Annotated in this window: 26 protein-coding genes; 10 read left to right on the forward strand and 16 right to left on the reverse strand. The window is 46.5% G+C overall.

Going from position 1 to position 22,621, the window contains the following annotated elements:
- Window positions 1-9 precede the first annotated feature (9 nt).
- The 5 genes from LZT22_RS00160 to queC all read left to right on the forward strand — a co-directional run bounded on the left by LZT22_RS00160 (window position 10) and on the right by queC (window position 4,236).
- Window positions 10-828, forward strand: coding sequence for an energy transducer TonB (locus tag LZT22_RS00160; RefSeq protein ID WP_233923044.1), 819 nt, complete (start codon window positions 10-12; stop codon window positions 826-828).
- A 4-nt stretch (window positions 829-832) separates the two neighbouring features.
- On the forward strand, window positions 833-2,143 hold the full coding sequence (gene tolB / locus LZT22_RS00165; protein ID WP_255700882.1) for a Tol-Pal system beta propeller repeat protein TolB: 1,311 nt from the start codon (window positions 833-835) through the stop codon (window positions 2,141-2,143).
- 94 nt (window positions 2,144-2,237) lie between these two features.
- Window positions 2,238-2,741, forward strand: coding sequence for a peptidoglycan-associated lipoprotein Pal (gene pal / locus LZT22_RS00170; RefSeq protein ID WP_233923045.1), 504 nt, complete (start codon window positions 2,238-2,240; stop codon window positions 2,739-2,741).
- Window positions 2,686-3,480: a tol-pal system protein YbgF gene (ybgF, locus tag LZT22_RS00175; RefSeq protein ID WP_233923046.1), complete on the forward strand. Its 795-nt coding sequence runs from the start codon at window positions 2,686-2,688 to the stop codon at window positions 3,478-3,480. The genes pal and ybgF overlap by 56 nt, the downstream gene beginning before the upstream one ends.
- A gap of 27 nt (window positions 3,481-3,507) precedes the next feature.
- Window positions 3,508-4,236 carry a 7-cyano-7-deazaguanine synthase QueC gene (gene queC, locus LZT22_RS00180; RefSeq protein WP_233923047.1) on the forward strand — a complete coding sequence of 243 codons (729 nt, stop codon included), beginning with the start codon at window positions 3,508-3,510 and terminating at the stop codon, window positions 4,234-4,236.
- Here the strand turns inward: queC and LZT22_RS00185 are convergent.
- The 6 genes from LZT22_RS00185 to LZT22_RS00210 form a co-directional block, all read right to left on the reverse strand.
- A complete protein-coding gene (locus tag LZT22_RS00185; protein ID WP_233923048.1) occupies window positions 4,233-4,880 on the reverse strand; it encodes a riboflavin synthase in 648 nt (215 codons plus the stop codon). The two genes, queC and LZT22_RS00185, sit on opposite strands and share 4 nt — an antisense overlap.
- 8 nt (window positions 4,881-4,888) lie before the next feature.
- The gene (gene ribD, locus LZT22_RS00190; RefSeq protein ID WP_233923049.1) at window positions 4,889-6,016 is read right to left on the reverse strand and encodes a bifunctional diaminohydroxyphosphoribosylaminopyrimidine deaminase/5-amino-6-(5-phosphoribosylamino)uracil reductase RibD; all 1,128 of its coding nucleotides are present in this window, start codon (window positions 6,014-6,016) and stop codon (window positions 4,889-4,891) included.
- Between the two features lie 67 nt (window positions 6,017-6,083).
- Window positions 6,084-6,641, reverse strand: a complete 558-nt coding sequence (locus LZT22_RS00195; RefSeq protein WP_233923050.1) for a GspH/FimT family pseudopilin — start codon at window positions 6,639-6,641, stop codon at window positions 6,084-6,086.
- Window positions 6,642-6,659: 18 nt separating this feature from the next.
- A complete protein-coding gene (locus LZT22_RS00200; RefSeq protein WP_233923051.1) occupies window positions 6,660-7,103 on the reverse strand; it encodes a hypothetical protein in 444 nt (147 codons plus the stop codon).
- The gene (locus tag LZT22_RS00205; RefSeq protein ID WP_233923052.1) at window positions 7,100-7,735 is read right to left on the reverse strand and encodes a hypothetical protein; all 636 of its coding nucleotides are present in this window, start codon (window positions 7,733-7,735) and stop codon (window positions 7,100-7,102) included. Before LZT22_RS00205 ends, LZT22_RS00200 begins: the two co-directional genes overlap by 4 nt.
- Window positions 7,732-8,001, reverse strand: coding sequence for a hypothetical protein (locus tag LZT22_RS00210; protein WP_233923053.1), 270 nt, complete (start codon window positions 7,999-8,001; stop codon window positions 7,732-7,734). The genes LZT22_RS00205 and LZT22_RS00210 overlap by 4 nt, the downstream gene beginning before the upstream one ends.
- Window positions 8,002-8,125: 124 nt before the next feature.
- Here LZT22_RS00210 and ribBA point away from each other — a divergent pair, with 124 nt between their 5' ends.
- From ribBA to nusB, 3 genes are read left to right on the forward strand one after another with little or no spacing between them, the layout of a single operon-like run.
- Window positions 8,126-9,262 carry a bifunctional 3,4-dihydroxy-2-butanone-4-phosphate synthase/GTP cyclohydrolase II gene (gene ribBA / locus LZT22_RS00215; protein ID WP_233923054.1) on the forward strand — a complete coding sequence of 379 codons (1,137 nt, stop codon included), beginning with the start codon at window positions 8,126-8,128 and terminating at the stop codon, window positions 9,260-9,262.
- Window positions 9,263-9,282: 20 nt separating this feature from the next.
- A complete protein-coding gene (gene ribH / locus LZT22_RS00220; protein WP_233923055.1) occupies window positions 9,283-9,798 on the forward strand; it encodes a 6,7-dimethyl-8-ribityllumazine synthase in 516 nt (171 codons plus the stop codon).
- Window positions 9,798-10,268: a transcription antitermination factor NusB gene (gene nusB / locus LZT22_RS00225; protein ID WP_233923056.1), complete on the forward strand. Its 471-nt coding sequence runs from the start codon at window positions 9,798-9,800 to the stop codon at window positions 10,266-10,268. Before ribH ends, nusB begins: the two co-directional genes overlap by 1 nt.
- 24 nt (window positions 10,269-10,292) lie before the next feature.
- On the opposite strand, the gene LZT22_RS00230 is transcribed toward nusB, so the two are convergent.
- Window positions 10,293-11,063: a lytic transglycosylase domain-containing protein gene (locus tag LZT22_RS00230; RefSeq protein ID WP_233923057.1), complete on the reverse strand. Its 771-nt coding sequence runs from the start codon at window positions 11,061-11,063 to the stop codon at window positions 10,293-10,295.
- A 569-nt stretch (window positions 11,064-11,632) separates the two neighbouring features.
- Here LZT22_RS00230 and LZT22_RS00235 point away from each other — a divergent pair.
- Window positions 11,633-13,123: an NAD-dependent succinate-semialdehyde dehydrogenase gene (locus LZT22_RS00235; protein WP_233923058.1), complete on the forward strand. Its 1,491-nt coding sequence runs from the start codon at window positions 11,633-11,635 to the stop codon at window positions 13,121-13,123.
- A gap of 11 nt (window positions 13,124-13,134) precedes the next feature.
- On the opposite strand, the gene trmB is transcribed toward LZT22_RS00235, so the two are convergent.
- The 4 genes from trmB to LZT22_RS00255 all read right to left on the reverse strand — a co-directional run bounded on the left by trmB (window position 13,135) and on the right by LZT22_RS00255 (window position 16,260).
- Complete coding sequence (gene trmB, locus LZT22_RS00240) at window positions 13,135-13,848, reverse strand: tRNA (guanosine(46)-N7)-methyltransferase TrmB (protein WP_233923059.1); 714 nt, start codon at window positions 13,846-13,848, stop codon at window positions 13,135-13,137.
- 9 nt (window positions 13,849-13,857) lie between these two features.
- A complete protein-coding gene (locus LZT22_RS00245; protein WP_233923060.1) occupies window positions 13,858-14,826 on the reverse strand; it encodes a UDP-glucuronic acid decarboxylase family protein in 969 nt (322 codons plus the stop codon).
- A gap of 68 nt (window positions 14,827-14,894) precedes the next feature.
- The gene (locus LZT22_RS00250) at window positions 14,895-15,362 is read right to left on the reverse strand and encodes a DUF2721 domain-containing protein (RefSeq protein WP_233923061.1); all 468 of its coding nucleotides are present in this window, start codon (window positions 15,360-15,362) and stop codon (window positions 14,895-14,897) included.
- 19 nt (window positions 15,363-15,381) lie between these two features.
- Window positions 15,382-16,260, reverse strand: a complete 879-nt coding sequence (locus LZT22_RS00255; protein WP_233923372.1) for an undecaprenyl-diphosphate phosphatase — start codon at window positions 16,258-16,260, stop codon at window positions 15,382-15,384.
- 192 nt (window positions 16,261-16,452) lie between these two features.
- Here LZT22_RS00255 and LZT22_RS00260 point away from each other — a divergent pair, with 192 nt between their 5' ends.
- Window positions 16,453-18,057, forward strand: coding sequence for a TolC family protein (locus tag LZT22_RS00260; RefSeq protein ID WP_233923062.1), 1,605 nt, complete (start codon window positions 16,453-16,455; stop codon window positions 18,055-18,057).
- Here LZT22_RS00260 and waaC read toward each other — a convergent pair.
- From waaC to rfbB, 5 genes are read right to left on the reverse strand one after another with little or no spacing between them, the layout of a single operon-like run.
- Entirely contained in the window at window positions 18,028-19,101 is a 1,074-nt protein-coding gene (gene waaC, locus LZT22_RS00265) for a lipopolysaccharide heptosyltransferase I (protein ID WP_233923063.1), read from the reverse strand. The genes LZT22_RS00260 and waaC overlap by 30 nt on opposite strands.
- A gap of 29 nt (window positions 19,102-19,130) precedes the next feature.
- Entirely contained in the window at window positions 19,131-19,688 is a 558-nt protein-coding gene (gene rfbC, locus LZT22_RS00270) for a dTDP-4-dehydrorhamnose 3,5-epimerase (protein ID WP_233923064.1), read from the reverse strand.
- Window positions 19,689-19,701: 13 nt separating this feature from the next.
- The gene (rfbA, locus tag LZT22_RS00275; RefSeq protein ID WP_233923065.1) at window positions 19,702-20,583 is read right to left on the reverse strand and encodes a glucose-1-phosphate thymidylyltransferase RfbA; all 882 of its coding nucleotides are present in this window, start codon (window positions 20,581-20,583) and stop codon (window positions 19,702-19,704) included.
- Entirely contained in the window at window positions 20,576-21,556 is a 981-nt protein-coding gene (rfbD, locus tag LZT22_RS00280) for a dTDP-4-dehydrorhamnose reductase (RefSeq protein ID WP_233923066.1), read from the reverse strand. Before rfbD ends, rfbA begins: the two co-directional genes overlap by 8 nt.
- Window positions 21,546-22,607 carry a dTDP-glucose 4,6-dehydratase gene (gene rfbB, locus LZT22_RS00285; RefSeq protein ID WP_233923067.1) on the reverse strand — a complete coding sequence of 354 codons (1,062 nt, stop codon included), beginning with the start codon at window positions 22,605-22,607 and terminating at the stop codon, window positions 21,546-21,548. Before rfbB ends, rfbD begins: the two co-directional genes overlap by 11 nt.
- Window positions 22,608-22,621: the final 14 nt, after the last annotated feature.

The following is a 22,621-nucleotide window of genomic DNA, read 5'->3' on the forward strand; positions in this document are numbered from 1 at the left end:
GGACGCCTAATGAGTAGCACGCAAAATTGGACTGCGCCACGGTTTCCCTTTCATGGTTCGCCAGAATCACGGCCCAAGAAAATTCCCAAAGAAAAATCGGGGAGCGCAATTACCCTCTCATTAATTGTGCATTTAGCTTTATTGGCCTTACTAACCTTTGGCATTAGTTGGCGGAGTAGCACTCCTGCTGGCGTTGAAGTTGAATTATGGGATGCCACTTTACCCACCCCAGTAATTGACGAGCCTGCCCCTAAACTCGATCTAAAAATTGACAATGCAGATATTGCCCTCAAGAAAAATAAAGTGATTCCACCAAAGGTGGAACCCAAAGTGGTGAAACCTGCGCCACCCATGCCTCCAAAGGCTAAAGAGGCGCCTAAAGAGACACCTAAGGCCGCAAAGCCTGCACCGACTCCACCCCCACCCGCAGCTAAAGCGAATCCCGCTACTGACAAAGCCCGCGCTGATCAATTAGCGCGCTTGAAAGCGGCCGCTGGTGCCGAAGGCGGTAGCGGCGGTAAAGTCGGCAGTGGCGTTGGCGCTGGTGGTAATGCGCCTGCGGGCTATGCGGATAAGGTACGGCGCAAAGTGAAGCCCTTCATTGTGTTTAATCCAGAAGTGGTGGTGGGTAACCCTGCGGTGGTGATTGAGATTGAACTCGCTCCTGACGGTGCGATTTTAAATCGTAATATTGCCTCATCGAGCGGTGATACCAATTGGGACCGTGCGGTTTTACTTGCCCTCGATCGCGCCCAAAGCCTGCCAAAGGATGACAATGGTTTAATACCAATGCGCCAATTGAAATTAACCTTTAAACCCAAGGATTAAATTAATGTCTTACTTGCAACTTCATTTATATTCATGCCGCGTTTTAGTTTCATTCTTCTTAGCTACATGCACGCTAAGCTTGAGCTCAATTGCTTCTGCGCAAATGAATATTGAAATTACTGGGGTTGGTCAAGCGCTCTATCCCATTGCCGTGATGCGTTTTCAAAATGAGGCTAAGTTACCAACTAGCGTGACCGATATTATTCGGCAAGATTTAGCTCGAAGTGGTTATTTTAAAAATACCGAGAACGGCAATGCAACTGAAAGCGACGAAGGCACGCCCAATTACAAAACTTGGGCAGCACGTGGCGCTGATGCTTTAGTAGTTGGTTCGGTTGAACAAAAAAGTGCTACTAATTTTGAAATCCGTTATAAATTATTTGATATTCGTAAATCGCAAAGCCTCAATGGCTTGGTACTCACTGCTAGTACCGATAATTTACGGCAAGTAGCGCACAAAATTGCCGATGATATTATTTTTAAATTACTCGGTGAACGCGGCATTTTTTCTACCAACCTTTCTTATGTGATTAAAGATGGCAAACGCTATCGCTTGGTCATTTCCGATGCGGATGGACAAAATATTCGTAATGCGCTCAATAGTGCAGAGCCGATCATCTCGCCAGCGTGGTCGCCTGATGGTAAGCGGGTTGCGTATGTGTCCTTTGAAGATCGCAAACCGGTGATTTACATTCATGAGTTGGCTACCGGCAAGCGTATTTCTCTCTCGAACCAAAAGGGCAATAACAGTGCCCCCGCTTGGTCGCCTGATGGCAAAAAAGTTGCGCTCGCTTTATCGCGGGATGGCAATACCCAAATTTATCTCATCAATGCTGATGGCTCTGGCTTACGTCGCCTGACGCGGGGTAGCACGATTGATACGGAACCACAATTTTCACCCGATGGTCGCTTTATCTATTTCACCAGCGATCGTGGCGGTAATCCGCAGATTTATCGCATGAGTGCTGAGGGTGAAGGGTCTGAAGGAGCCAAGCGAATTAGTTTTAAGCAGGCTTTTGTGACTTCGCCACGCATTTCTCCTGATGGTAAAAACCTGGTGTTCATTGCCAATGGTGGTAGCGGCTTTAAAGTGCATCTCATGAATTTGGCGACTGGCGAAACGGTGGCGCTCACCGATACCGTCAACGATGAATCACCCTCCTTTGCTGCCAATGGCCGTTATGTGCTGTATTCCACGCGGGTAGGTGCTCGCCGAGTTCTGGCTGCAGTATCGATTGATGGTAACTCCAAGCAAATCTTAAGTATTCCCGGTGCCGATGTCCGCCAACCCTCTTGGGGACCCTTCATGGACTAAAAGCGAGGCTGAGGCGGGAGCAAGGCATAATATTGTTATCAAATTAATAAAGTTACGTACTATTACCTCTTCTCGATTTAATAAGGAATTCAACATGCAACTACTCTCCATTTTTAATCGCCGCGCAGTTGGCTTGGCTTTATTTGGTTTGGCAGCCCTACTTGCAGCCTGTTCTTCAGGTGTAAAGCTTGACGATGTCGATGGCGCAAAAGATACCAGCTCCTTTGGATCGCAACCTTGGAATGATCCTAAGAGCCCTCTCTTTGAGAAAAGCGTTTACTTTGACTTTGATGAGTACAACGTTTCCCCGAGCAAATATCAAAAAATGCTGATGGTACATGCAAATTACCTTAAACAAAATACTGCCCAAAAAATTATTATTCAGGGTAATACCGATGATCGTGGCACTACAGAGTACAACCTGGCTTTAGGCCAACGTCGCTCAGATGCGGTTCGCAAACAACTCGCTTTATTGGGTGTAGGCGATGGCCAAATGGAAGCCGTGAGCTTTGGCAAAGAAAAGCCGAAGGCCGATGGCAATAATGAAGCTGCTTGGGCAGAAAATCGCCGTGCTGATATTGTCTACATCACGAAGTGAGTTACACATCGCTAAAGCGCTCAGGAAAGTAGTTTTTCTGAGCGCGCTTGCGCTAACTGCAATCGGCACTACTAGTTTTATGCCGAGTGCTTGGGCTTTGTTTGAAGATGATGATGCGCGTAAGGCAATTCTCGATTTACGGAAAACACTTACCGCGACCCAAAGCGCGACGGCAGAACTACAAAATCAACTAGAAAAAGTGAAGGCCGATAATGCCCAATTGCGGGGCCGGCTAGAGACACTTGAAAAACAAACAGAAGAGTTGCTAACTAAACAAAAAACTTATTATCAAGATTTAGATTCGCGCTTAGGTCATTTTGAACCCCGCACAGTTGAAGTGGAAGGCATTACTGGCACTGTACAGCCTGGCGAAAAGAAACAGTACGAGGATGCCTTAAAAGCCTTTCAGGGTGGTCAACTCAAAAAAGCCGATGCTGAGTTTAATGCCTTTATTCGCAAATATCCCGCTAGCCCCTATTCACCTTTAACCCTGTTTTGGTTGGGTAATACTAAATATGCTTTGCAAGATTACCCTGGCGCAATTGCGCAATTACAAGCTTTTGTGAAACGTTTTCCAAAACAGTCGCGGGTTCCTGCTGCAATGCTAACCATTGCTAACTGCCAAGCAGAAAGTGGCAATAAGGCTGCAGCCCGCAAAACCTTGAATGAGATCATCGCTAACTATCCTGATAGTGACGCAGCGAATCAGGCGCAAAAATCGCTTGGCGCAGTAAAATAAGTTCGCTGTATTTTTTAAGTTGCTGTCATGAGATTTCCTGCATCCTATTTACCGCCTCGAAGCAAGCTTGCGCCAGCGGTCATCTTATTTTCTGGTGGCCTCGACTCCACCACCTTGCTAGCCTTAGCTAAAGAATTAGGTTATGCACCGTATGCTTTATCCGTTACGTATGGACAAAAACATTCCTCTGAAATTCATGCGGCTAAACGCATTGCAGTTGAAATGGGGGTGGAACGCCATGAGGTCATCGACATTAACCTCACGCGCTTTGGCGGCTCGGCGTTAACTGATCACAACTTAGCGGTTCCCACTACCCCAGGTCCTGCGAATGAAATTCCCATTACCTATGTGCCAGCCCGCAATACCATTTTGCTTTCCTTGGCGCTCGGTTGGGCAGAAGCCTTAGGCGGTCTGGATATTTTTTATGGGGCTAATTCAGTTGACTACTCGGGCTACCCCGATTGCCGTCCAGAGTATGTTCAATCGTTTGAACTCATGGCTAATTTAGCCACCAAGGCGGGGGTTGAGTCGCACACTGCAGCAACCCGTTTTCGAGTGCATGCGCCCATTATTCATTTAAGTAAAGCGGAGATCATTAGCCTTGGTTTATCGTTGGGTATTGATTACGCTAAAACCGTCTCGTGTTATCAAGCTAATAGTGATGGTGAAGCCTGCGGAGTTTGCGAGTCATGCCGTTTACGGAAAATCGGTTTCGCTCAAGCTGGGGTTGTTGACCCAACGCGCTATTCCATTTAAGTGCTTGGCGACTTCTGACTCAGAATACGCGCCACATAGCGCGCAATTAAATCGACTTCAAGATTGACTTGATCACCAACTTTTAGCGCTGCTAAAGTGGTATTTTGCAAAGTATGCGGAATAATATTGATCTCAAATATGCATACTGCTTGCTTAACTTCTATTAAGTCTGCGCTTGTTGCTTCACTGACGCTATTAACAGTGAGTGAAACACCGTTGACCACGATAGACCCTTTGTAAGCTAAAAATTGTGCCAGCTCGGCAGGCGCGGCAATACGTAATAACCAAGAGGTATCTTTGCTTCCTGCTTCAGCAAAGTGAATCACTCGCCCAAAGCCATCAACATGGCCGCTTACGAGGTGACCACCTAAGCGGTCGCTTAAGCGCAAGGCTTTTTCTAAATTAACCGAACCAACTGTTGCTAAGCCAACTGTTTTATTCAATGACTCACGCGAAATATCGACTATAAAACCTGCTTGGTTAACTTGCGTGACCGTCATGCAAGCACCTTGAATGGCAATACTATCGCCAACGATGACGTCATCTACATAATTTGGTGGGGTTGCAATGCCGAGTTGCAAACCATCGCCTTGCGGGGTAATGGTTTGAATTTGACCAATAGCAGAAATAATTCCTGTAAACATAAGTAAGATTAATTCATTTTCATCAGGCGTAGACGTAAATCAGGATAAAAAAGGGTTTGGTCGATGATGCGCCAATCGTTACCCATTAGGTCTTGAGATAAATGGGTAGGTGGATCGACTTGCGCCATGCCTAGGCCCTCACCTAAAAAGCGTGGGGCTAAATAGAGCAGAAGCTCATTCACACAATCCTCGCGCAGTAATGAGCCATTGAGCTTAAAGCCAGCCTCAACATGAATCTCATTCATGGCATATTTAGTCGCGAGTATAGAAAATAATTTAGTGAGATCAACTTTTCCACCTGTGTTGGGTATGGCAATTAACTCCACACCGCGCGCTGTAAGTTCAGCCGCTTTTTGCTGTTGTTCATGAGAGTTGGCTGCGGCATAAACGATCATGACGCCGCTCGCCTCGGTAGTGAAGATTTGTGCATTTAGCGGTATGGCCAAATGGGAATCGATAATTATTTTTATGGGTTGACGAGTCGTGTTCACGTCACGTACATTGAGGCGCGGGTCATCCTCGATTACTGTGCCTACACCAGTCAAGATAGCGCATGCTTGGGCGCGCCAATGGTGCCCATCTGCCCTAGCTAAGGGACCTGTGATCCACTGACTCTCCCCTGAAGGCAAAGCAGTTTTGCCATCTAGACTAGCGGCCATTTTCATGCGGACCCAAGGCAGGCCTTGGCACATACGCCTAATAAAACCCGGGTTTAATGCTCGTGCTTCTGCCTCAAGCAAGCCCATTTGTACAACGATGCCAGCCGCCCTTAATTGTTGAATTCCTTGACCTGAAACTAATGGATTAGGGTCGCTCATAGCAATACTGACTTTGGCAACCTTAGCAGCGATTAAAGCCTCGACACAGGGCGCTGTTCTACCCGTATGGCTGCAAGGCTCAAGCGTCACGTAGACAGTAGCCCCCTGTGGATTATGGCCTTGGGTACGTGCATCTTTTAAAGCCTCGATTTCTGCATGTGGCCCCCCAACCGCCTGGGTATGACCGACGCCAATACACTGACCTTCCTTAACAATGACGCAGCCCACCCTTGGGTTAGGGTTAGACAAATACAGCGCCTGCTGCGCCTGCTCTATAGCAAGGTGCATGAATTGGGTATCTTCTGCGGTAAATAACATGGTGCTATTTTCCCTCTTTTTGGTATCACCCCACTGAAGCCATCCTCGCCAGTGAATAAGGAGCTAATTAGTGACAGCCGCGAGCGTCTTGCTTGGGGTTACAAAGGCGCCAGCGTCCGCCGCTAGCCAAAATTAGGTGCTTTTCTAATGTCGGGGCTTTGCGGTGCGTCATGACTAAGCGGTTAGCCACAAAACCCCCTGATTGGGTTCGCGCCGCTCCCGCCGCATTAAAAACGATTTGCTTACGCCCCGTTTGTGGATCGGCAAATTGCTGCCCTGTCTTATTCGTGAGTGAATGAATCACTACCGGATCAAGGCTAGCTTGTTGTAACCACACTTGTGTTTTACAACCCTGGACTTTACATACGGACTCTACTTGCCATCCGCCATTCCAATCCGCTTCATTGCGTGGCCGAATGCGCACTGCACTTCCCGAATGAAGCGCTTGCTGTCGTGCAAAGTGAGCATGCTGAATAAATCGCATTGCGAGGGTATCGAGCTCGCGTTGATACAACTGTTCCTGTAGCCGCGGTACAGCCATTGTTGCGGCAATAGCCACAATGAACACCACTGCCATCATCTCGAGCAAACTAGCACCCTGCTGTTGAGTAAATAAACTCTGCATTGGTTTACGCCTAATGAGTTAATTAATAAAGATTTCGCGCCAATTGTGGCGCTCAATTTCTGCTGTAGCATGCTTTAACAACACCGTAGTTTGTAAGCTGACGTTTGACTTGGCGGCTGGCACACCCTCGAAAGGTAGGGTAGTTACTTCAACCCATGTGCTGATGATTTTGGGTTGCAAGGACTTTTTCTCAGTAATATGCTGCCGCACTAAAGCCTCGCAAACTCGTCCGGGGCTCACTTCAATTTCAATTGATTCGCCAGCATTAATTGCGGTAATGCCTACCTCTGCACTGAACAACCCTTGCTCACAGGCCTGCAGACTAGCTTCTGTCGCCATAAACTCGGCCTGTTGTAAGCTGGCAGTTTGCGTTATCTTTAGCTCCATTGCTAATAAGCGCTCAAGCGTGCCGATCGACCAACTTAAGACCAACACAAGACTTAAAATTGCTGCAATGATCAAGGTGCATTGCGGCGCGCAAAAGTACGTGCCAGCGTTTTTTTATTCAAGATAAGCTCAACCTGAATTTTCTGTGGGGCAATTTCATGAAAGCGAATTTGTTCTATCCCAGTCATTAAGGTAGTTTTTTGAGCGCGCCCTTGGCGATCGAATGACTCGCACATCAAAGAACCGGCAAATCGGGAATGACGACCGCTAGCAGAGGAGCTATTCTGAGTTTGACGATCTAATGAAAATCCTAAACGAACGAGGCCTTGTTGAGTGCGTTCGCCAGTTAAGGGATTGCCACTGCAATCGTAATCGACTTCAGCGCCCGCTTTTTTAGAAGCGTGGCGCTGCAAGCCATGATGGATGATCAATTCATCGGATGTATTGAACCCAACCGCTTTACGAATCGTGAGGGGGTTTAGGGTTGTAGCTGAAGATTTTTTAATGGGTTCTGCAAGCGGGTCGCGGTAACCGGCCATACGGATGGCTCGGCCCATTAAAGTAAACATGCGGTCTTGATCGGCTAGCTCGAGTGTGGCCCGTTCTAGCTGACTTTGTTTGATTAAAACCGTACTCGTTATTTTGAGCATGGGCGCTAAGACCATCATGCCAATGCCCAAGCCCACGATACATTCGAGTAAATTCATGGGTTTTTTCTCCCCCTGCTAGCCTGACTTGTTGGCTGACTGCTTGAGGACTTGATTGGGGTGGTTGGGTATTTAGCACTAGCCTTTATTTGCATTTCATATGCGCTAGCCTGTGCCCATTGCTTGGTTTTATTGTCCTGCAAATGAAGGTGCTGCCCCTGTAAACGCTGGTAAATATCAACCAACCCAAGACCACTGCTCACGACGATGGTCATGGCAATTAAGGCTTCCAAGAGAATAAATCCATGATTAGAGCGGGTTTTCATGTCCCCTATCGTGCTCGCTTAAGGCGGTCTGCACTATCCGTTGCAAGCCATTTCGCTGTAGGAAAAGCTGGAATTGGCAGGGTAAAGCGCCGCGAAAATGTCCCTCAGCTTAAAATGGCTGTCTATGTCTGATAAAGAACTGAAGTCGATAGCCCCAATTCAAGAAATCATTGCCGATCTGCGGGCAGGCAAGATGATTATTTTGGTGGACGAAGAAGATCGTGAAAACGAAGGCGATTTAGTTTTAGCTGCCGACCATGTTTGTGCAGAAGCCATTAACTTTATGGCCAAGCATGGGCGTGGCTTGATTTGTCTAACCCTAACGCGCGAGCGCTGTCAGCAACTCAATTTACCCTTGATGGTGCGTGACAATGGCACGGCACTTGGCACTAACTTCACGATCTCGATTGAGGCCGCCTCTGGTGTAACTACCGGTATTTCCGCAGCTGATCGGGCCCGTACGATTCAAGTAGCGGTAGCCCCGCATGCCAAACCGGATGACTTAGTCCAGCCTGGTCATATTTTTCCGCTCATGGCACAACCCGGCGGCGTCCTTATTCGTTCAGGACATACCGAAGCGGGTTGTGATTTAGCCTTATTGGCTGGCGGTTCGCCAAGCGCTGTGATTTGCGAAATTATGAAAGATGATGGCAGTATGGCGCGGCTGCCAGATTTAATGGTCTTTGCGAATGAGCATGGTCTAAAAATTGGCAGCATTGCTGACCTGATTCAGTATCGTAGTCAAAATGAAAGTATTGTGGTGCGCGAAGGAAGTCGTGAATTTAATACACCGTGGGGAAATTTTCATGGCGTGGTGTATCGCGATCGGCCGAGTTCAGCCATTCACCTGGCACTCGTCAAGGGCACTCCCACTGAAGATCAAGAAACCTTGGTGCGCGTTCATGAACCAGCCACCGTGCTTGACTTTCTGGATACAGTTGCTTCTACCCATTCATGGCCCCTAGCTAAAGCCTTAGAAAAATTAGCGGCTGCCCCAGTTGGTGTAGCAGTACTGTTAAATGTGGCGGGTGTTTCTGCGCCAAATGATGCGAGTTGGCTGGCGCGTTTTGTTCAATTGACGAATACCCAACCCAATAAAGTCCTGCAGCGTAAACCCGACTTTCGTAGCTATGGTATTGGCGCGCAAATTTTAAAAGACTTGCAAGTTGGCAAAATGCGCTTATTAGGCAATCCCGGCCCTACTCCAAGTTTGTCGGGCTACAAGCTTGAAATTACTGGGCATACGCCCTTTGTAGAATAAATTACAGGATCGGTAAAACTATGTCAAATCATGCTCCCGGTGTGCAGGTTTTAGAGGCCGATCTGAACGGCGAAGGGATGCGCATAGCCATCGTGCAAGCGCGCTTTAATCAAGAACATGGCGCAGCCCTCGCCGAATTTTGTATTCGTGAGCTATTGCAATTAGGGGTTGATCAACAAGATATTCATTTGGTCACTGTGCCTGGTGCCTTAGAAATTCCGTTTGCTTTACAACGTTTAGCTGAAACAGACACCTTTGATGGCCTTGTTGCTTTGGGCGCAGTTATTCGCGGCGAAACCTATCACTTTGAATTAGTCGCGAATGAATCAGCTGCAGGTATTAGTCGGGTTTGCTTAGAATCTGGTTTGCCAATTGCAAACGGCGTACTCACCTGTGATAACGATGATCAGGCCACCCAACGCTCGGCCAGCAAAGGGGCCGACTGTGCACGTGCAGTAGTCGAAATGGCCAATTTAGCCTTAGCCCTGACGCCCGATTTAGATATTGAAATGCATCACCTCGAAGAATCTAAATAATGGCTGTGCAGCAGAAAGTAATTAAGCGCTCACTTACGCCCAGACGACGGGCTCGTGAGTATGCCCTACAGGGTATTTACCAATCGCTGGTAATGCGGCGTGCTGGAAGTCTGCCCGATGTGCAAGTCATTGCCTTGCAATTAGCTGAAGATCCCGCGTTTACACGCTGTAACCTAGATTTATTTGAGGGGATTTTTCGTGGCGTTTTGCTGCGGGTAGATGCCTTAGAAAGCCTCATTACCCCCGCCCTCGATCGCCCGATTAATGAACTCTCACCAGTTGAGCATGCCGCACTTTTAATTGGTACTTATGAGTTAGCGGATGACCCAAGCGTACCGTATAAAGTTGCGATTAATGAGGCAGTTGAGCTCGCCAAGATTTTTGGTGGTACCGATGGACATAAGTATGTGAACGGTGTGCTCGACTTGTTAGCAAAATCATTGCGCAGTGCTGAAACTCAAGCCGTCTAAAAACCAATACTGGGTATGTTTGAATTAAATACTGGCGTAGCGTTTGCCGCGTGCGGCGTTGCGTAACTGCTCACGCTCACTCAGCACTCGTCCGGTATAACTCGATTCGCCACTTGCAGCATTGGGACTACCCAAGTAACTACGTAAACCCGCTTCGAGTGAACCAGCTTTAGCAATACATGCTTTTAAGATTAACGCGCCTACACGAATGTTGGCTTCTGGAAGAAAGGCGGCTGCTTTACCGCCAAAGGGCTCAAATTTTTCTTGATGAAGATTCGTTAACACCTGCATCAGGCCTTGTGCACCCGCTTTACTTTGAGCGTTTGGATCAAAACTAGATTCAATTGCCATCACTGCGAGCAATAAAGTGGGGTCTAAATTCACTTCTTTGGCTACTTGCAGGGCCTCGTTTATATAACTGAGGCTCTCGCTTGGAGTAATGCGGTACTTATCGACTAAATATTGTGAAACGACTTTGCGCTCTTGTTCCGACTTCAGCGAATGACGATCAACCGCTTCGATATCCACTAAATGACTGGGAATAGCTGCTGCTAGACCAGCTATTGATGGAGTCTCTGTGGCCGCAGGATAGCTTGCGGGCGATAAATGGGCCTCTGCCTGAGTATCGTCACGCTGACCAACTTGGTCTTTGTAGCTGGTAAACCAAGCTTGTGACCCGTCGAGACCTTGAGGGCTATACAACAGATCACGCGCTATACCAGGCACTAAAAGACGTGCAAAATCAAAGGGGCCCGCATTGGTACCTGGCCCAGCCAGCCATAAACTAATTGCCATGAAGACACCCAAGCCGAGTAAAGAGCTAGCTACCCGCTGCAGCGATGCTTTGGTACTCTGTAAAAGAGGACTCAAATAGTTGGCTGGGCTAATTTTTTTTACTACTCTCATAGGTCAGGGCTAGCTTGCATATTGCAATGCAGCAAATAATGGACATGATGCATCTTAGGAACTCTTATATATCATGTCAAGCATATAGAAATCAATATACATAACTTTTTGTAGGTATAGCTTGCCCTAAGGCTAATCAGACCCCCTCATTCCAAAATAAAAACTATATATATCAATGGTTTATAAAAGTTAGTGGCCACCTTTTTTGTTATATGAAAAAGACTGAATTTAGGCTTATTTTTGTCCTTTTTACTCGAAAAATCGGTCTGAAAACCCTATATTTAGTTCTTGAAACGGGTATCAACACCTACCTATAGTTTTTATACAAATTTACAAATTAATAATAATTACCAATCAATCATGACTTATTTGATTGGCTTGTTACTCACTATCATGTGCAAACTCCCCTAAAATGGGGCACACGTATTCTCGCAAACCCTAACTGGATCTCTGTCACTATGAATGCTTCACTTCAGCAAATTGATATTCGCTCACACTTAAAAGACCCTAGCTTATTCCGCGAAGATGCCTTTATTAACGGCAAGTGGATTAAGGCTAAAGCAGGTACTACTTTTTCTGTTAATAACCCAGCAACAGGCGACATCATTGCCAATGTAGCAAACCTCAATGGCGCAGACGCTGAGTTGGCGATTACTGCAGCCGAGCAAGCGCTTATCGGTTGGCGCTCGAAGACCGCCAAAGACCGAGCCATAGTAATGCGTAAATGGTTCGATCTGATTATTGCCAATACCGAAGATTTGGCTATTTTGATGACTCTTGAGCAAGGCAAGCCCCTCGTAGAATCGCGCGGCGAAGTCGCTTATGGCGCCTCATTTGTAGAGTGGTTTGCGGAAGAATCAAAGCGAGTAACGGGCGCGATCCTTGAGAGCACTTGGGGCGATAAACGCATGCTGGTATTAAAGCAAGCGATTGGTGTCTGTGTTGCTATCACCCCGTGGAATTTTCCGATTGCAATGATTACGCGCAAAATTGCGCCAGCGATTGCGGCAGGCTGCACCATGGTTATCAAACCAGCCGAGCAAACCCCTTTATGTGCTTTGGCTTTAGCAGAATTAGCGCAGCGCGCTGGTATGCCTGCGGGAGTGGTCAACATCATTCCTTCTGATGCAGATCAATCGATTGCTATTGGTAAAGTTGTTTGTGCCTCGCCCACCATTCGGCACCTTTCTTTTACTGGCTCTACTGAAGTAGGCCGAATCTTGATGGCGCAATGTGCGCCATCCGTGAAAAAGGTTGCCCTAGAATTAGGTGGGCATGCGCCTTTCATCGTGTTTGAAGATGCCGATATTGATGCTGCTGTTGCTGGCGCAATTGCTTCTAAATATCGCAACTCGGGGCAAACCTGTGTCTGTGCTAATCGGTTTTATGTACATCAAAAAGTGCAAGCTATCTTTGTAGAAAAATTTGCTAAAGCCACGCAAGCGATTAAAGTCGGCAATGGAATGACTGAAGGCGTGAGTCAGGGTCCGTTGATTGATGATGCTGCTTTTGCTAAAGTTGAAAAACATGTGGCCGATGCTATTAGTAAAGGTGCCACATTAGTTACAGGTGGTAAAGCCAATACCAGTGGTCTCAATTTTTATGAGCCCACCATTTTGTCGAACGTGACGAGCGATATGCTGATTACGTATGAAGAAACCTTTGGGCCAGTAGCGCCGATTATTCCTTTTGATAATGATGAAGCTGTAGTGAAGTTGGCCAATAACAGTCAGTATGGTTTAGCTTCCTATTTTTATAGTCGTGATATTGGTCGTGTCTGGAAAGTCGCGGAGGCTTTGGAATATGGCATGGTCGGTGTGAACACCGGCATTATGTCGAACGAAGTAGCACCATTTGGTGGCGTTAAACAATCGGGCTTAGGTCGTGAAGGCAGCATTTGGGGTATGGATGAATACCTTGAAATGAAATATGTTTGCGTGGGTCTCTAAGCGGCTCGTTTCTACCTTAGCTTTTGATAGACCAAATCCCAGACCCCGTGGCCTAGATTAAGGCCACGGTTTTCAAACTTGGTAACAGGACGATAAGTAGGTCTAGGTACATACGTTTTATTTGGCGATGTATTACTCAGCCTATGTTCAGCGTTACCTATTGTTAACATTTGTTCGGCATATTCTTGCCAATCGGTAGCCAAATGAAGATAGCCGCCGACTTTTAAACGCTCTGCCAGCAGCTTCATAAAAGGCGCTTGAATTAAACGGCGCTTGTGGTGGCGTTTTTTATGCCATGGGTCGGGGAAAAAAATATGCACTCCATCCAATGTATTTGGTGCAATCATTTGCTCTAAGACCTCGACTGCATCATGGCGCATGACGCGCACATTTGTGAGGCCCATTTCATCGATCCGTTTTAGTAATGCACCCACGCCCGGCGAATGAACATCAAGTGCTAAAAATTGGTCTTTGGGTCGAGCTGCGGCAATACTAGCGGTGGTTTCTCCCATGCCAAAACCAATTTCTACAATGCGTGGCGCATTTTTATCTGAGGAAATCGAACTTAACCCAAAAGCCTGAGCCCAATCGAGCTGCATGGGCTGAAAAGGGATTAACAGTGCAGATGACAGTGTCTCTAGAGCGCGCTGCTGCGCTGAAGTAGTTCGCCCAGTGCGTAAAACAAAAGATCGAATACGGCCGGTGTGACTGCGAGGCGTGTTCAAGCGAAGAGACTAAGTAGCCAGCAATTGCCTAAAGTAAGCAATGGTTTCTTTTAGGCCATCTTCTAATGCCACCTTCGGCTGCCAACCCAACTTGGCTTTCGCTAAGGCAATATCGGGTTGCCGTTGCTTGGGATCATCTGCGGGTAAGGGCTCAAAGACTAATTTCGACTTACTACCCGATAATTTCAAGATCGCCTCGGCCAAAGCCAACATGGTGAACTCACCTGGATTGCCAATATTGACTGGCCCGATAAAGTCTGCTGGCGCATCCATCATCGACATCATTGCGGCAATTAAATCATCGACATAACAAAAACTGCGGGTCTGTTGACCATCGCCATAAATAGTAATGTCTTTACCCTGTAAGGCCTGCACAATAAAATTACTAACAACGCGCCCATCGTTGGGGTGCATTCTGGGGCCATACGTGTTAAAGATGCGCACGACCTTAATTTCTAATGCATGTTGACGATAGTAATCAAAAAATAAAGTTTCAGCGCAACGCTTGCCTTCGTCATAGCAACTACGAATCCCAATCGGATTAACCTTACCCCAATAGGATTCAGGTTGAGGATGTACCTCTGGATCGCCATAGACCTCGCTAGTAGACGCTTGTAAAATACGCGCGCGCGTACGCTTGGCTAAGCCGAGCATATTGATTGCGCCATGCACACTGGTTTTAGTCGTCTGCACAGGATCGTGTTGATAGTGCACTGGCGAGGCTGGACAAGCTAAATTATAAATTTGGTTTACTTCTACATATAGCGGAAAGGTCACGTCGTGGCGCATGACTTCTAAGTGGGGGTTACCCAATAAATGCGCTAAGTTTTGTTTACTACCTGTAAAAAAATTATCCACGACTAGAACTTCTTCGCCACGTTCTAATAAACGTTCGGTCAGATGTGAGCCTAAAAAACCGGCACCGCCAGTGATGAGAATTTTTTTATTACCCAGCTGACTGCTTGCATTACTTGCCATGATTAGCCTAAATGAGTGGAACCTAAAGGTGATTTGCTAATAAAAAATGAGTTAAGGTATTTTAGCCCCTAGAGCTCAGCCCCATCTTGTGGCACATCCCAGCTCGCTGAGCGATAAGCCACGATGACCTCTATGAGAATCATAACCATTGCCGTCATAAAAGCCACAATGCCCAGCACGAATGTGCCCACGGCAAAGCCCGAACGCACAACTTGTGCAGCGCCCGCTTGCACAAAAAAGAGCTCTAAAATTGTGCAAGAAATAAAAAAACCACTTAACACATCAAAAAAAATGCCCGCGGTACATAAGCGACCGCGCATCTTAAATTCTTTAAGCTCACCCAAATAATGCGTGCGTAAATCTACCGAAATAGTAGAACCTCCGTAAAGTTCATTTTGGACAAAGCGCATTCGATCAACATTACGTGCTAAGCGAGCTGTAATGGCTGACAATAAAGTTGCAATTGCAGTTAGCAAGAAAACGGGCGCCAAAGCCAGTTGAATATTGGCGGTAACGTTGGTAATTGACAAGTCCATTGCGCTCTTTCTAATCTCTCTAATGGGTCCAGGCAATGAAGCCGGTATAGCTGGTAATTAAAATGAAGGCACCAAAAATAATCCGGTACCAAGCAAAGGGTATAAATGTATGGCTAGCAACATAGTGAATTAACCAACGCACACATATAAAGGCGGCAATAAAGGCAGCCACAAAGCCAAAAATTAACGCCAAGGTAAAGTCGGCGGGACTCACTAATAGTTGCGCAGTGGGTGCTTTAGAGAGCTTCAGTAATTCATAGATGGTCGCACCTCCAATTACTGGTATGGCCAAGAAAAAAGAAAACTCGGTGGCAACGGTACGTGGCAAACCCATCAGCATGCCGCCAATGATGGTCGCGCCCGAACGTGAGGTGCCCGGTATTAAAGCCGCACATTGCGCTAAGCCCACCTTTAAAGCGTCAAAAGGGGAGAGGTCATCGACCGAATGAATGGAGCGCCCCAACCGTGATTGGGAGCCCAGTTGAGGGCCTGCTTGAGCTTGACGTTTTTCAGCCCAAAATATGATCAGTGCGCCAGCAATAAAAGCCAGTGCAACGGGGATTGGTGCAAATAAATAATTTTTGATATATTTTCCAAAAAGAATTCCAAGGACTGCCGCAGGAATTGTGGCAATGACTAAATTGAGGATAAACCGTCTTGAGCTTGCACGACTACCTAAAGAAATGACCACTTGCCATAATTTCTGCCGATACTCCCAGCAAACTGCCAAAATGGCGCCAAATTGAATGATGATTTCAAAAGCCTTGCCATGGCCATCATTAAAATGGAGTAAATCGCCTACTAGAATAAGGTGCCCAGTGCTGGAAATGGGCAAAAATTCTGTGAGCCCTTCAACTACCCCCAAAATGACTGCTTTAATTAAGAAAATGAGATCCATAGCCCGCATATTAAAGCCTTATCCCGTAAATTCCTGTAGAAATGGCGATGCAAGGCCCATTTTGGCATTTGGCCTTAAACTTCAGGTCATATTGAGAAGCCTTGGATTGACATGAGTTGGTTTGCCTGCCCCTTGAATTTGCGTCTGAGATTACCGCTAAGGTGTATTTACTCTACGGTCATGGTAGGTCTAGTGAGCTCGTTTGTAATTACTGCAGCCCTTGCACAAACCGGAGTGCAGCCAGCTTCTCCAAATGTCACCATTCAAGGTCAACCCGAAGCCATTACAAAACCCCGCTCAGGAATTCCTAAGCCACTAACGGCGGCTGACTTAACGGGCTTGCAAATTCCTCCCGATATGGTGGTGAGGCAAAACTTGGGGGTGCCAACTCAACCCAGCGCGTCTAATTTATTAAGTTCCAACCCATTTAATATTGCCCCTGGACAAGCAATTGATTTAATGGGGCTCTACCAAGAGGCTGCTTTTAGCGATCCCGTTTTAAATAGCGCTCGCTTTTTATATGAGTCAAAACAAGAATTATTTTGGCAGGGGCTCTCCGTACTCATGCCGCAAATTGTTGCCTCTCCCGGATTAACCCGCTACTACCAACATGCTGCCAATAATTCAGCGCTGCAAACCTTCACAGGTAATAGTCGCGTTTACGGACAACGAAATTATGCGGTCACTTTGACCCAGCCTTTATTCAATGCTAGTGCTTTTGAAGTATTTAGACAGGGCGACTTAAATACCAAAGTTGCTGATATGGGTTTTTACCAAGCCCAACAAGATTTAGTGTTACGCGTGTCGCAAGCTTATTTTGATGTGCTCTATAGCCAAGATAATGTGGAGTTATTTAAATCGAAAATTGGCTTGATTAAACAGCAGCTCAATGCTGCCAAAGCACGCTTTGAGGCTGGCCTAGCAACAATTGTGGATGTCAATATTGCTCAAGCAGGCTATGACTTAGCAATCTCTCAAGAAATTACTGCGCAAGCCGATTTAGTAGTGAAGCGGGGTATCTTAGAGCAGCTAGTAGGGCGGCCCGTACCAGCGCTAAAGCCACTAGCTAAGGAAGCCAAAATTGACGGGGTGGTCAGGGATCCACGCGCCAAAGTGACAGAGGCATTACCAGCCCCATCCGAAAATATTAACCCGCAATTACCTCCCGGGCAAACTTTGAACGATTGGATTCATCAAGCTGAGAACGCCAATTTTGGGGTCTTGGGTGCCTTACTCAATGTGGATATTGCCTCAAGTAATTATCGCGCTGCTTTAGCAACCAATTACCCCACCCTCAATTTTGTTGGTTCTGCTGCATACAACAGTAATAATGGTGTGACCTTTAGTAATATTGCCGCGTCACAAAATATCTACAACAATACGGTAGCACTAAATTTAAATATTCCGATTTTCTCGGGTGGCTACAACTCTTCGCTGATTCGTCAAAATGCCGCGCTTGTAGATAAAGCCAAGTCGGACTATGACAATTTACGGCGTACGGCAGCACAAAATACGCGCCAAGCTTTTACTGGATTTTATGGCGGTCTAGCGAGTGTCAAGGCCTACGAGGCGGCTGAACGCTCAACTACTTCTGCGGCTGAATCAAGCCAACTGGGTTTTGAGGTTGGCACCTTAATTAGTATTGATGTGCTGTTGGCATTTGACGCCCTGATTAACACTCGGCTGTCTTTAAATCAGGCTCGTTACAACACCATCATGAATGCGCTGAAATTAAAATCGTATGCGGGTACCTTAACGGATTCGGACTTAACTAGCATCAATGGCTTGCTTAGATAAAGCGCTTTGGCTTGCTTTCAATAAACGTTCAGCAACCGCGAACACTGTTTTCACCGCTGGTGGGTTTTTCAGATCACCCAAATTGCAAATCGCTTCTGACCAGTAGCCCTCCGTTTTCCATTTCGGTGAATCACAATATATTTCGATCGTCGGTCTGCCTAAGACCGCCGCCAAATGCGTTAAGCCCGTGTCCACCCCAATGGTTAATTGGGCGCCAGCGACGACAGCAAAAGCTTCTTTGATCGAAAACGCGGTTGGTACTACAGCGCCATCAATTTCTTTGGCAATGAGTTCACTGGTTAATTTTTCTGCTGCACTGCCCCACGGCAAAATGATCTGCAAGCCTTGTTCGGCTAGCCCTTGACCTAAAGTAATCCAGTTTTTATTGGGCCAGCGTTTAGCCTCTCGAGCAGTCGCATGAAAAAATACCACGTAATTTTGGCTAATGCTATTTTGAGTGGCGGAGATTAAACCCTCGACCCATGCTTGGGGATAAAAATAGGGGGGTTGTTGCTGGCGATTCAGTAATGGCCAATCAAAAGCAGCACTCATAACCCAACGCGAACGATCAACTGCATGACATTGGCGAGGCACTTGCACGGCTTGCGTATAAAAACGCCGAGCAATTGGCTCATAACCCGAGTATTCGGTGGCATTAGCGAGGCCTGCTACGACAGTAGTCGAGGTTTTTTTAGTCATGGCACAAACTAAAGCCGACTTTAAAAGTCCTTGGGTTTCAATTACTACGTCATAGGTCTGCGCTTGTAAGTGTTTACGAAAAGCAAAAAATTCCTGCCAGGTTTTTAAGCTGAAGATATTGTTTTTCCAGCGCCTTAACGCAATGGGGATAATGCGATCAATACCTCGCAAGCCATTACGCGAGCGCAAGGGCTCTAGTAAATCAAGATAGGCCTCTTCAACTACCCAATCAATTTGTGCCTCTGGAAGGTGTTCTCGCAAATCCCAAACGAGGGGTAGGTTATGTAAGACATCTCCTAAAGAAGATAACTTCACGATCAAAATGCGGATGTGTGCTGAACTCATACCGCTAATTATCTTGCTTTTTTAAAAGACTAGAATTTTGGCGCTTGATTCCACGCAAAGCCAGTTAAGTCTTTGGCATTCATAGTCGGCTCTATTCCCTCTGGAATGGGCCATACAACCCCTACCGTGGGATCATTCCAAGCTAAACAACGCTCACCTTGGGGGTAATAATAATCAGTCGTCTTATACAGAAACTCAGCAGCATCCGAGAGCACAAAAAAACCATGGGCAAACCCTGCTGGAATCCACATTTGCCGATGATTTTGCGCGCTTAACTCTGCCCCGACCCATTTCCCAAAGTGGGCTGATGACTGGCGTAAATCAACTGCGACATCAAAGACTGCGCCGGCAGTAACGCGTACCAATTTACCTTGGGTTTTTTCTACTTGGTAATGCAAGCCGCGTAGCGTGTTCTTTTTCGAGAAAGATTGATTATCTTGGACAAACTCGGCCTGAATATCCGTTGCTGCAAGAAACTGGGCTGCATTGAACGACTCATAAAACCAGCCCCGCTCATCGCCAAAGACTTTGGGTTCCAAAACTAAGACATCAGGAATACGGGTTGGTGTTACCAATAAATTACTCATGCGCTACTCATCCTCAGTCTTTTTCTTGCAAGATGCGTTGCAGATATTGACCGTAGCCACTTTTCATCATTTGGCTAGCGATTTTTTCAACGCCTGCGGCTGTAATCCAACCTTGCCGATAGGCAATTTCTTCCGGGCAAGCCACCATTAAACCTTGGCGTTTTTGTAAGGTGGCAATAAAACCTGCAGCATCTAATAAGGAATCGTGTGTGCCTGTATCTAGCCACGCAAAACCCCGGCCCATGATTTCAACATTGAGTTGACCTGCCTGCAAATAATGTCGATTCACATCGGTAATTTCTAATTCACCACGCGCGCTCGGTTTAATTCCTGCGGCAATCTCACAGACTTGCGAGTCATAAAAATACAGGCCTGTAACCGCATAATTACTACGCGGCTTGAGTGGCTTTTCGGCAATTGAAATAGCTTTGAACTGCGTATCAAATTCAACTACTCCATACCGTTCTGGATCTTGCACATGATAGGCAAAGACTGTGGCTCCCGTAGTTTGCCGATCGGCACGGTGTAATTGATTGACTAATTCATGGCCATAAAAAATATTGTCACCCAAAACTAATGCGCTAGGGTCTTGGCCAATAAATGATTTCCCGAGAATAAATGCTTGGGCTAAGCCATCGGGCGAAGGTTGCACCTTATATTGAATTTGCAATCCCCATTGCGAGCCGTCGCCCAGTAACTCTTGAAAGCGAGGAGTATCGTGCGGAGTAGAAATCAATAAAACTTCCTGAATACCCGCAAGCATTAAGGTGCTTAAAGGGTAATACACCATGGGCTTGTCATAAATTGGCATCAGCTGTTTTGAAACAGCTTGGGTTACTGGGTATAAACGCGTACCCGAGCCCCCCGCTAAAATAATTCCCTTGCGCTTATTCATTTGACTTCATCATCTCTTGTTTACCCTGCTTTACTAACTGCTGAACATAATCAATCACGGCTGGCTGCCAATGAGGAAAGTCAGGAACGCCATTGGCACTCGCGGCTAATCGATCGGCAAAGACCCCTTTTAGCTTCGTATTAGCCATTTTAGAGTTGTTTGGTCGCGGGGCTGGAGTTGGGTAATCTTTGGTGGGAATGGGACGGATATTTGCTACTTGCAATTTTAAGGTGGCGCCAGCGTCTAGCGCAGTTTGCACCACCAAACAAGCCAATTGATACCAGGTCGTTTCACCATCAGGTACAGCATGATAAATACCTGATGCAAATGGCTGAGCGATAAAGTCTAAACTTATTTGCGCTAACCAAGCTGCGCTAGTTGGCACCCCAAATTGATCACTCACAATGGCTAGTTGCTCACGTTCTTTCGCCAAACGTAAAATGGTGCGAATAAAATTAGCGCCATCGCCATAGACCCAACTGGTTCTAAAAATCGCATAGTGGGGTTCTAATGCAATGATTGCTGCTTCTCCAGCAGCTTTACTTGCCCCATAAATGCTCAGTGGTGCTGGTAAATCAGTCTCTAGATAGGCGGCTTCTTTTTTACCGTCAAAAACATAATCGCTTGAGTAGTATAATAAAGTTGCATTCGTTTTAGCGGCGTACTCGGCCATGATTTGCACTGCAGTAGCGTTAATCGCAAACGCGCGTTCTTTGTCGGTTTCAGCCCGATCGACTGCGGTATAGGCCGCAGCGTTAATAATGAGCTTGGGCTGCTGTTTTTTTAAAAGCTGCCCAAGTGCTAAGGGGTTTTCTAAATCACAAGCGTTGGGCTCCTCATTGCTGCCAACGCCCCGCCCAATAAAAATAATATCTTGCTGTACATGATTACTTAGGGCATTTTGAAACGCGCGCCCTAACTGCCCATTCTTTCCAAAAACCAGAATCTTACTAAATGAATGACTAAGCGACATAATGCTGATTAATCCAATCGCGGTAAGAGCCGCTTTGCACTCCAGCCACCCATTCCGGATTAGCTAGATACCACTCTACGGTTTTCCGAATACCTGTAGCAAAAGTTTCCGCTGGCTTCCAACCAAGTTCTCGCTCTAGCTTGCTCGCATCAATTGCATAGCGCCGATCATGCCCTGGCCGATCGGTTACAAAACGAATTTGCTCAGCATAAGATCCGCCACTTGAGCGGGGTCTAAGCTCATCTAGAATCGAGCAAATCGTGTTGACGACCTCTAAATTCGTTTTTTCATTCCAGCCACCCACGTTATAGGTTTCCCCCAGAGTCCCTTTTTCAAGTACACGTCGAATTGCCGCGCAATGATCACCCACATAAAGCCAATCGCGCACTTGCATGCCGTCACCATAAATTGGTAGCGGCTGACCGTTTAAGGCATTCAAAATTACTAGCGGAATCAGCTTCTCGGGAAAATGATAAGGACCATAATTATTTGAACAATTGGTGGTGAGCACAGGTAAACCATAGGTATGAAACCAGGCACGTACCAAATGATCAGAGGCAGCCTTGGAAGCTGAGTAGGGGCTATTGGGTTCATAGGCCGTAGTTTCTTTAAACGCCGCAGCGCTTGCTCCTAATGAGCCATATACCTCATCAGTAGACACATGTAAAAAGCGAAATTGCTGCTGCGCTTCAGTCGGTAATGAATTCCAATACGTACGACTACATTCTAATAAATTAAAACTGCCCAAAATATTCGTTTGAATAAAATCAGCCGGCCCATGAATTGACCGATCGACATGGCTCTCGGCAGCAAAATTAATAATGGCACGAGGGCGATGCTCTTGGAGAAGATTAGCCACTAAAGTGCTATCGCCAATATCGCCTTGAATAAAAATATGACGGGGGTCTTTTTCGAGCGGGGCTAAGGTACTTAAATTACCTGCATAAGTCAGTTTGTCTAAATTAATAATACCTTCAGCCTTGGGGTTGGCAAGCCAATCCAAGACAAAATTACTGCCAATAAAACCTGCTCCACCAGTAACTACAATCATAATGACACGCCCAA

Origin of the sequence: Polynucleobacter sp. IMCC 29146 (genome assembly GCF_021395195.1) — a bacterium.
In the GTDB taxonomy this organism is placed as follows: Bacteria; Pseudomonadota; Gammaproteobacteria; order Burkholderiales; family Burkholderiaceae; genus Polynucleobacter.

Bases quoted from the DNA above. Each gene is read 5' to 3' on its own strand.
- LZT22_RS00160 (WP_233923044.1), top strand. From the start codon at position 10: ATGAGTAGCACGCAAAATTGGACTGCGCCACGGTTTCCCTTTCATGGT.
- tolB (WP_255700882.1), top strand. From the start codon at position 833: ATGTCTTACTTGCAACTTCATTTATATTCATGCCGCGTTTTAGTTTCA.
- pal (WP_233923045.1), top strand. From the start codon at position 2,238: ATGCAACTACTCTCCATTTTTAATCGCCGCGCAGTTGGCTTGGCTTTA.
- ybgF (WP_233923046.1), top strand. From the start codon at position 2,686: ATGAAGCTGCTTGGGCAGAAAATCGCCGTGCTGATATTGTCTACATCA.
- queC (WP_233923047.1), top strand. From the start codon at position 3,508: ATGAGATTTCCTGCATCCTATTTACCGCCTCGAAGCAAGCTTGCGCCA.
- LZT22_RS00185 (WP_233923048.1), bottom strand. From the start codon at position 4,880: ATGTTTACAGGAATTATTTCTGCTATTGGTCAAATTCAAACCATTACC.
- ribD (WP_233923049.1), bottom strand. From the start codon at position 6,016: ATGTTATTTACCGCAGAAGATACCCAATTCATGCACCTTGCTATAGAG.
- LZT22_RS00195 (WP_233923050.1), bottom strand. From the start codon at position 6,641: ATGCAGAGTTTATTTACTCAACAGCAGGGTGCTAGTTTGCTCGAGATG.
- LZT22_RS00205 (WP_233923052.1), bottom strand. From the start codon at position 7,735: ATGAATTTACTCGAATGTATCGTGGGCTTGGGCATTGGCATGATGGTC.
- LZT22_RS00210 (WP_233923053.1), bottom strand. From the start codon at position 8,001: ATGAAAACCCGCTCTAATCATGGATTTATTCTCTTGGAAGCCTTAATT.
- ribBA (WP_233923054.1), top strand. From the start codon at position 8,126: ATGTCTGATAAAGAACTGAAGTCGATAGCCCCAATTCAAGAAATCATT.
- ribH (WP_233923055.1), top strand. From the start codon at position 9,283: ATGTCAAATCATGCTCCCGGTGTGCAGGTTTTAGAGGCCGATCTGAAC.
- nusB (WP_233923056.1), top strand. From the start codon at position 9,798: ATGGCTGTGCAGCAGAAAGTAATTAAGCGCTCACTTACGCCCAGACGA.
- LZT22_RS00230 (WP_233923057.1), bottom strand. From the start codon at position 11,063: ATGGCAATTAGTTTATGGCTGGCTGGGCCAGGTACCAATGCGGGCCCC.
- LZT22_RS00235 (WP_233923058.1), top strand. From the start codon at position 11,633: ATGAATGCTTCACTTCAGCAAATTGATATTCGCTCACACTTAAAAGAC.
- LZT22_RS00245 (WP_233923060.1), bottom strand. From the start codon at position 14,826: ATGGCAAGTAATGCAAGCAGTCAGCTGGGTAATAAAAAAATTCTCATC.
- LZT22_RS00250 (WP_233923061.1), bottom strand. From the start codon at position 15,362: ATGGACTTGTCAATTACCAACGTTACCGCCAATATTCAACTGGCTTTG.
- LZT22_RS00255 (WP_233923372.1), bottom strand. From the start codon at position 16,260: ATGGATCTCATTTTCTTAATTAAAGCAGTCATTTTGGGGGTAGTTGAA.
- waaC (WP_233923063.1), bottom strand. From the start codon at position 19,101: ATGAGTTCAGCACACATCCGCATTTTGATCGTGAAGTTATCTTCTTTA.
- rfbC (WP_233923064.1), bottom strand. From the start codon at position 19,688: ATGAGTAATTTATTGGTAACACCAACCCGTATTCCTGATGTCTTAGTT.
- rfbA (WP_233923065.1), bottom strand. From the start codon at position 20,583: ATGAATAAGCGCAAGGGAATTATTTTAGCGGGGGGCTCGGGTACGCGT.
- rfbD (WP_233923066.1), bottom strand. From the start codon at position 21,556: ATGTCGCTTAGTCATTCATTTAGTAAGATTCTGGTTTTTGGAAAGAAT.
- rfbB (WP_233923067.1), bottom strand. From the start codon at position 22,607: ATGATTGTAGTTACTGGTGGAGCAGGTTTTATTGGCAGTAATTTTGTC.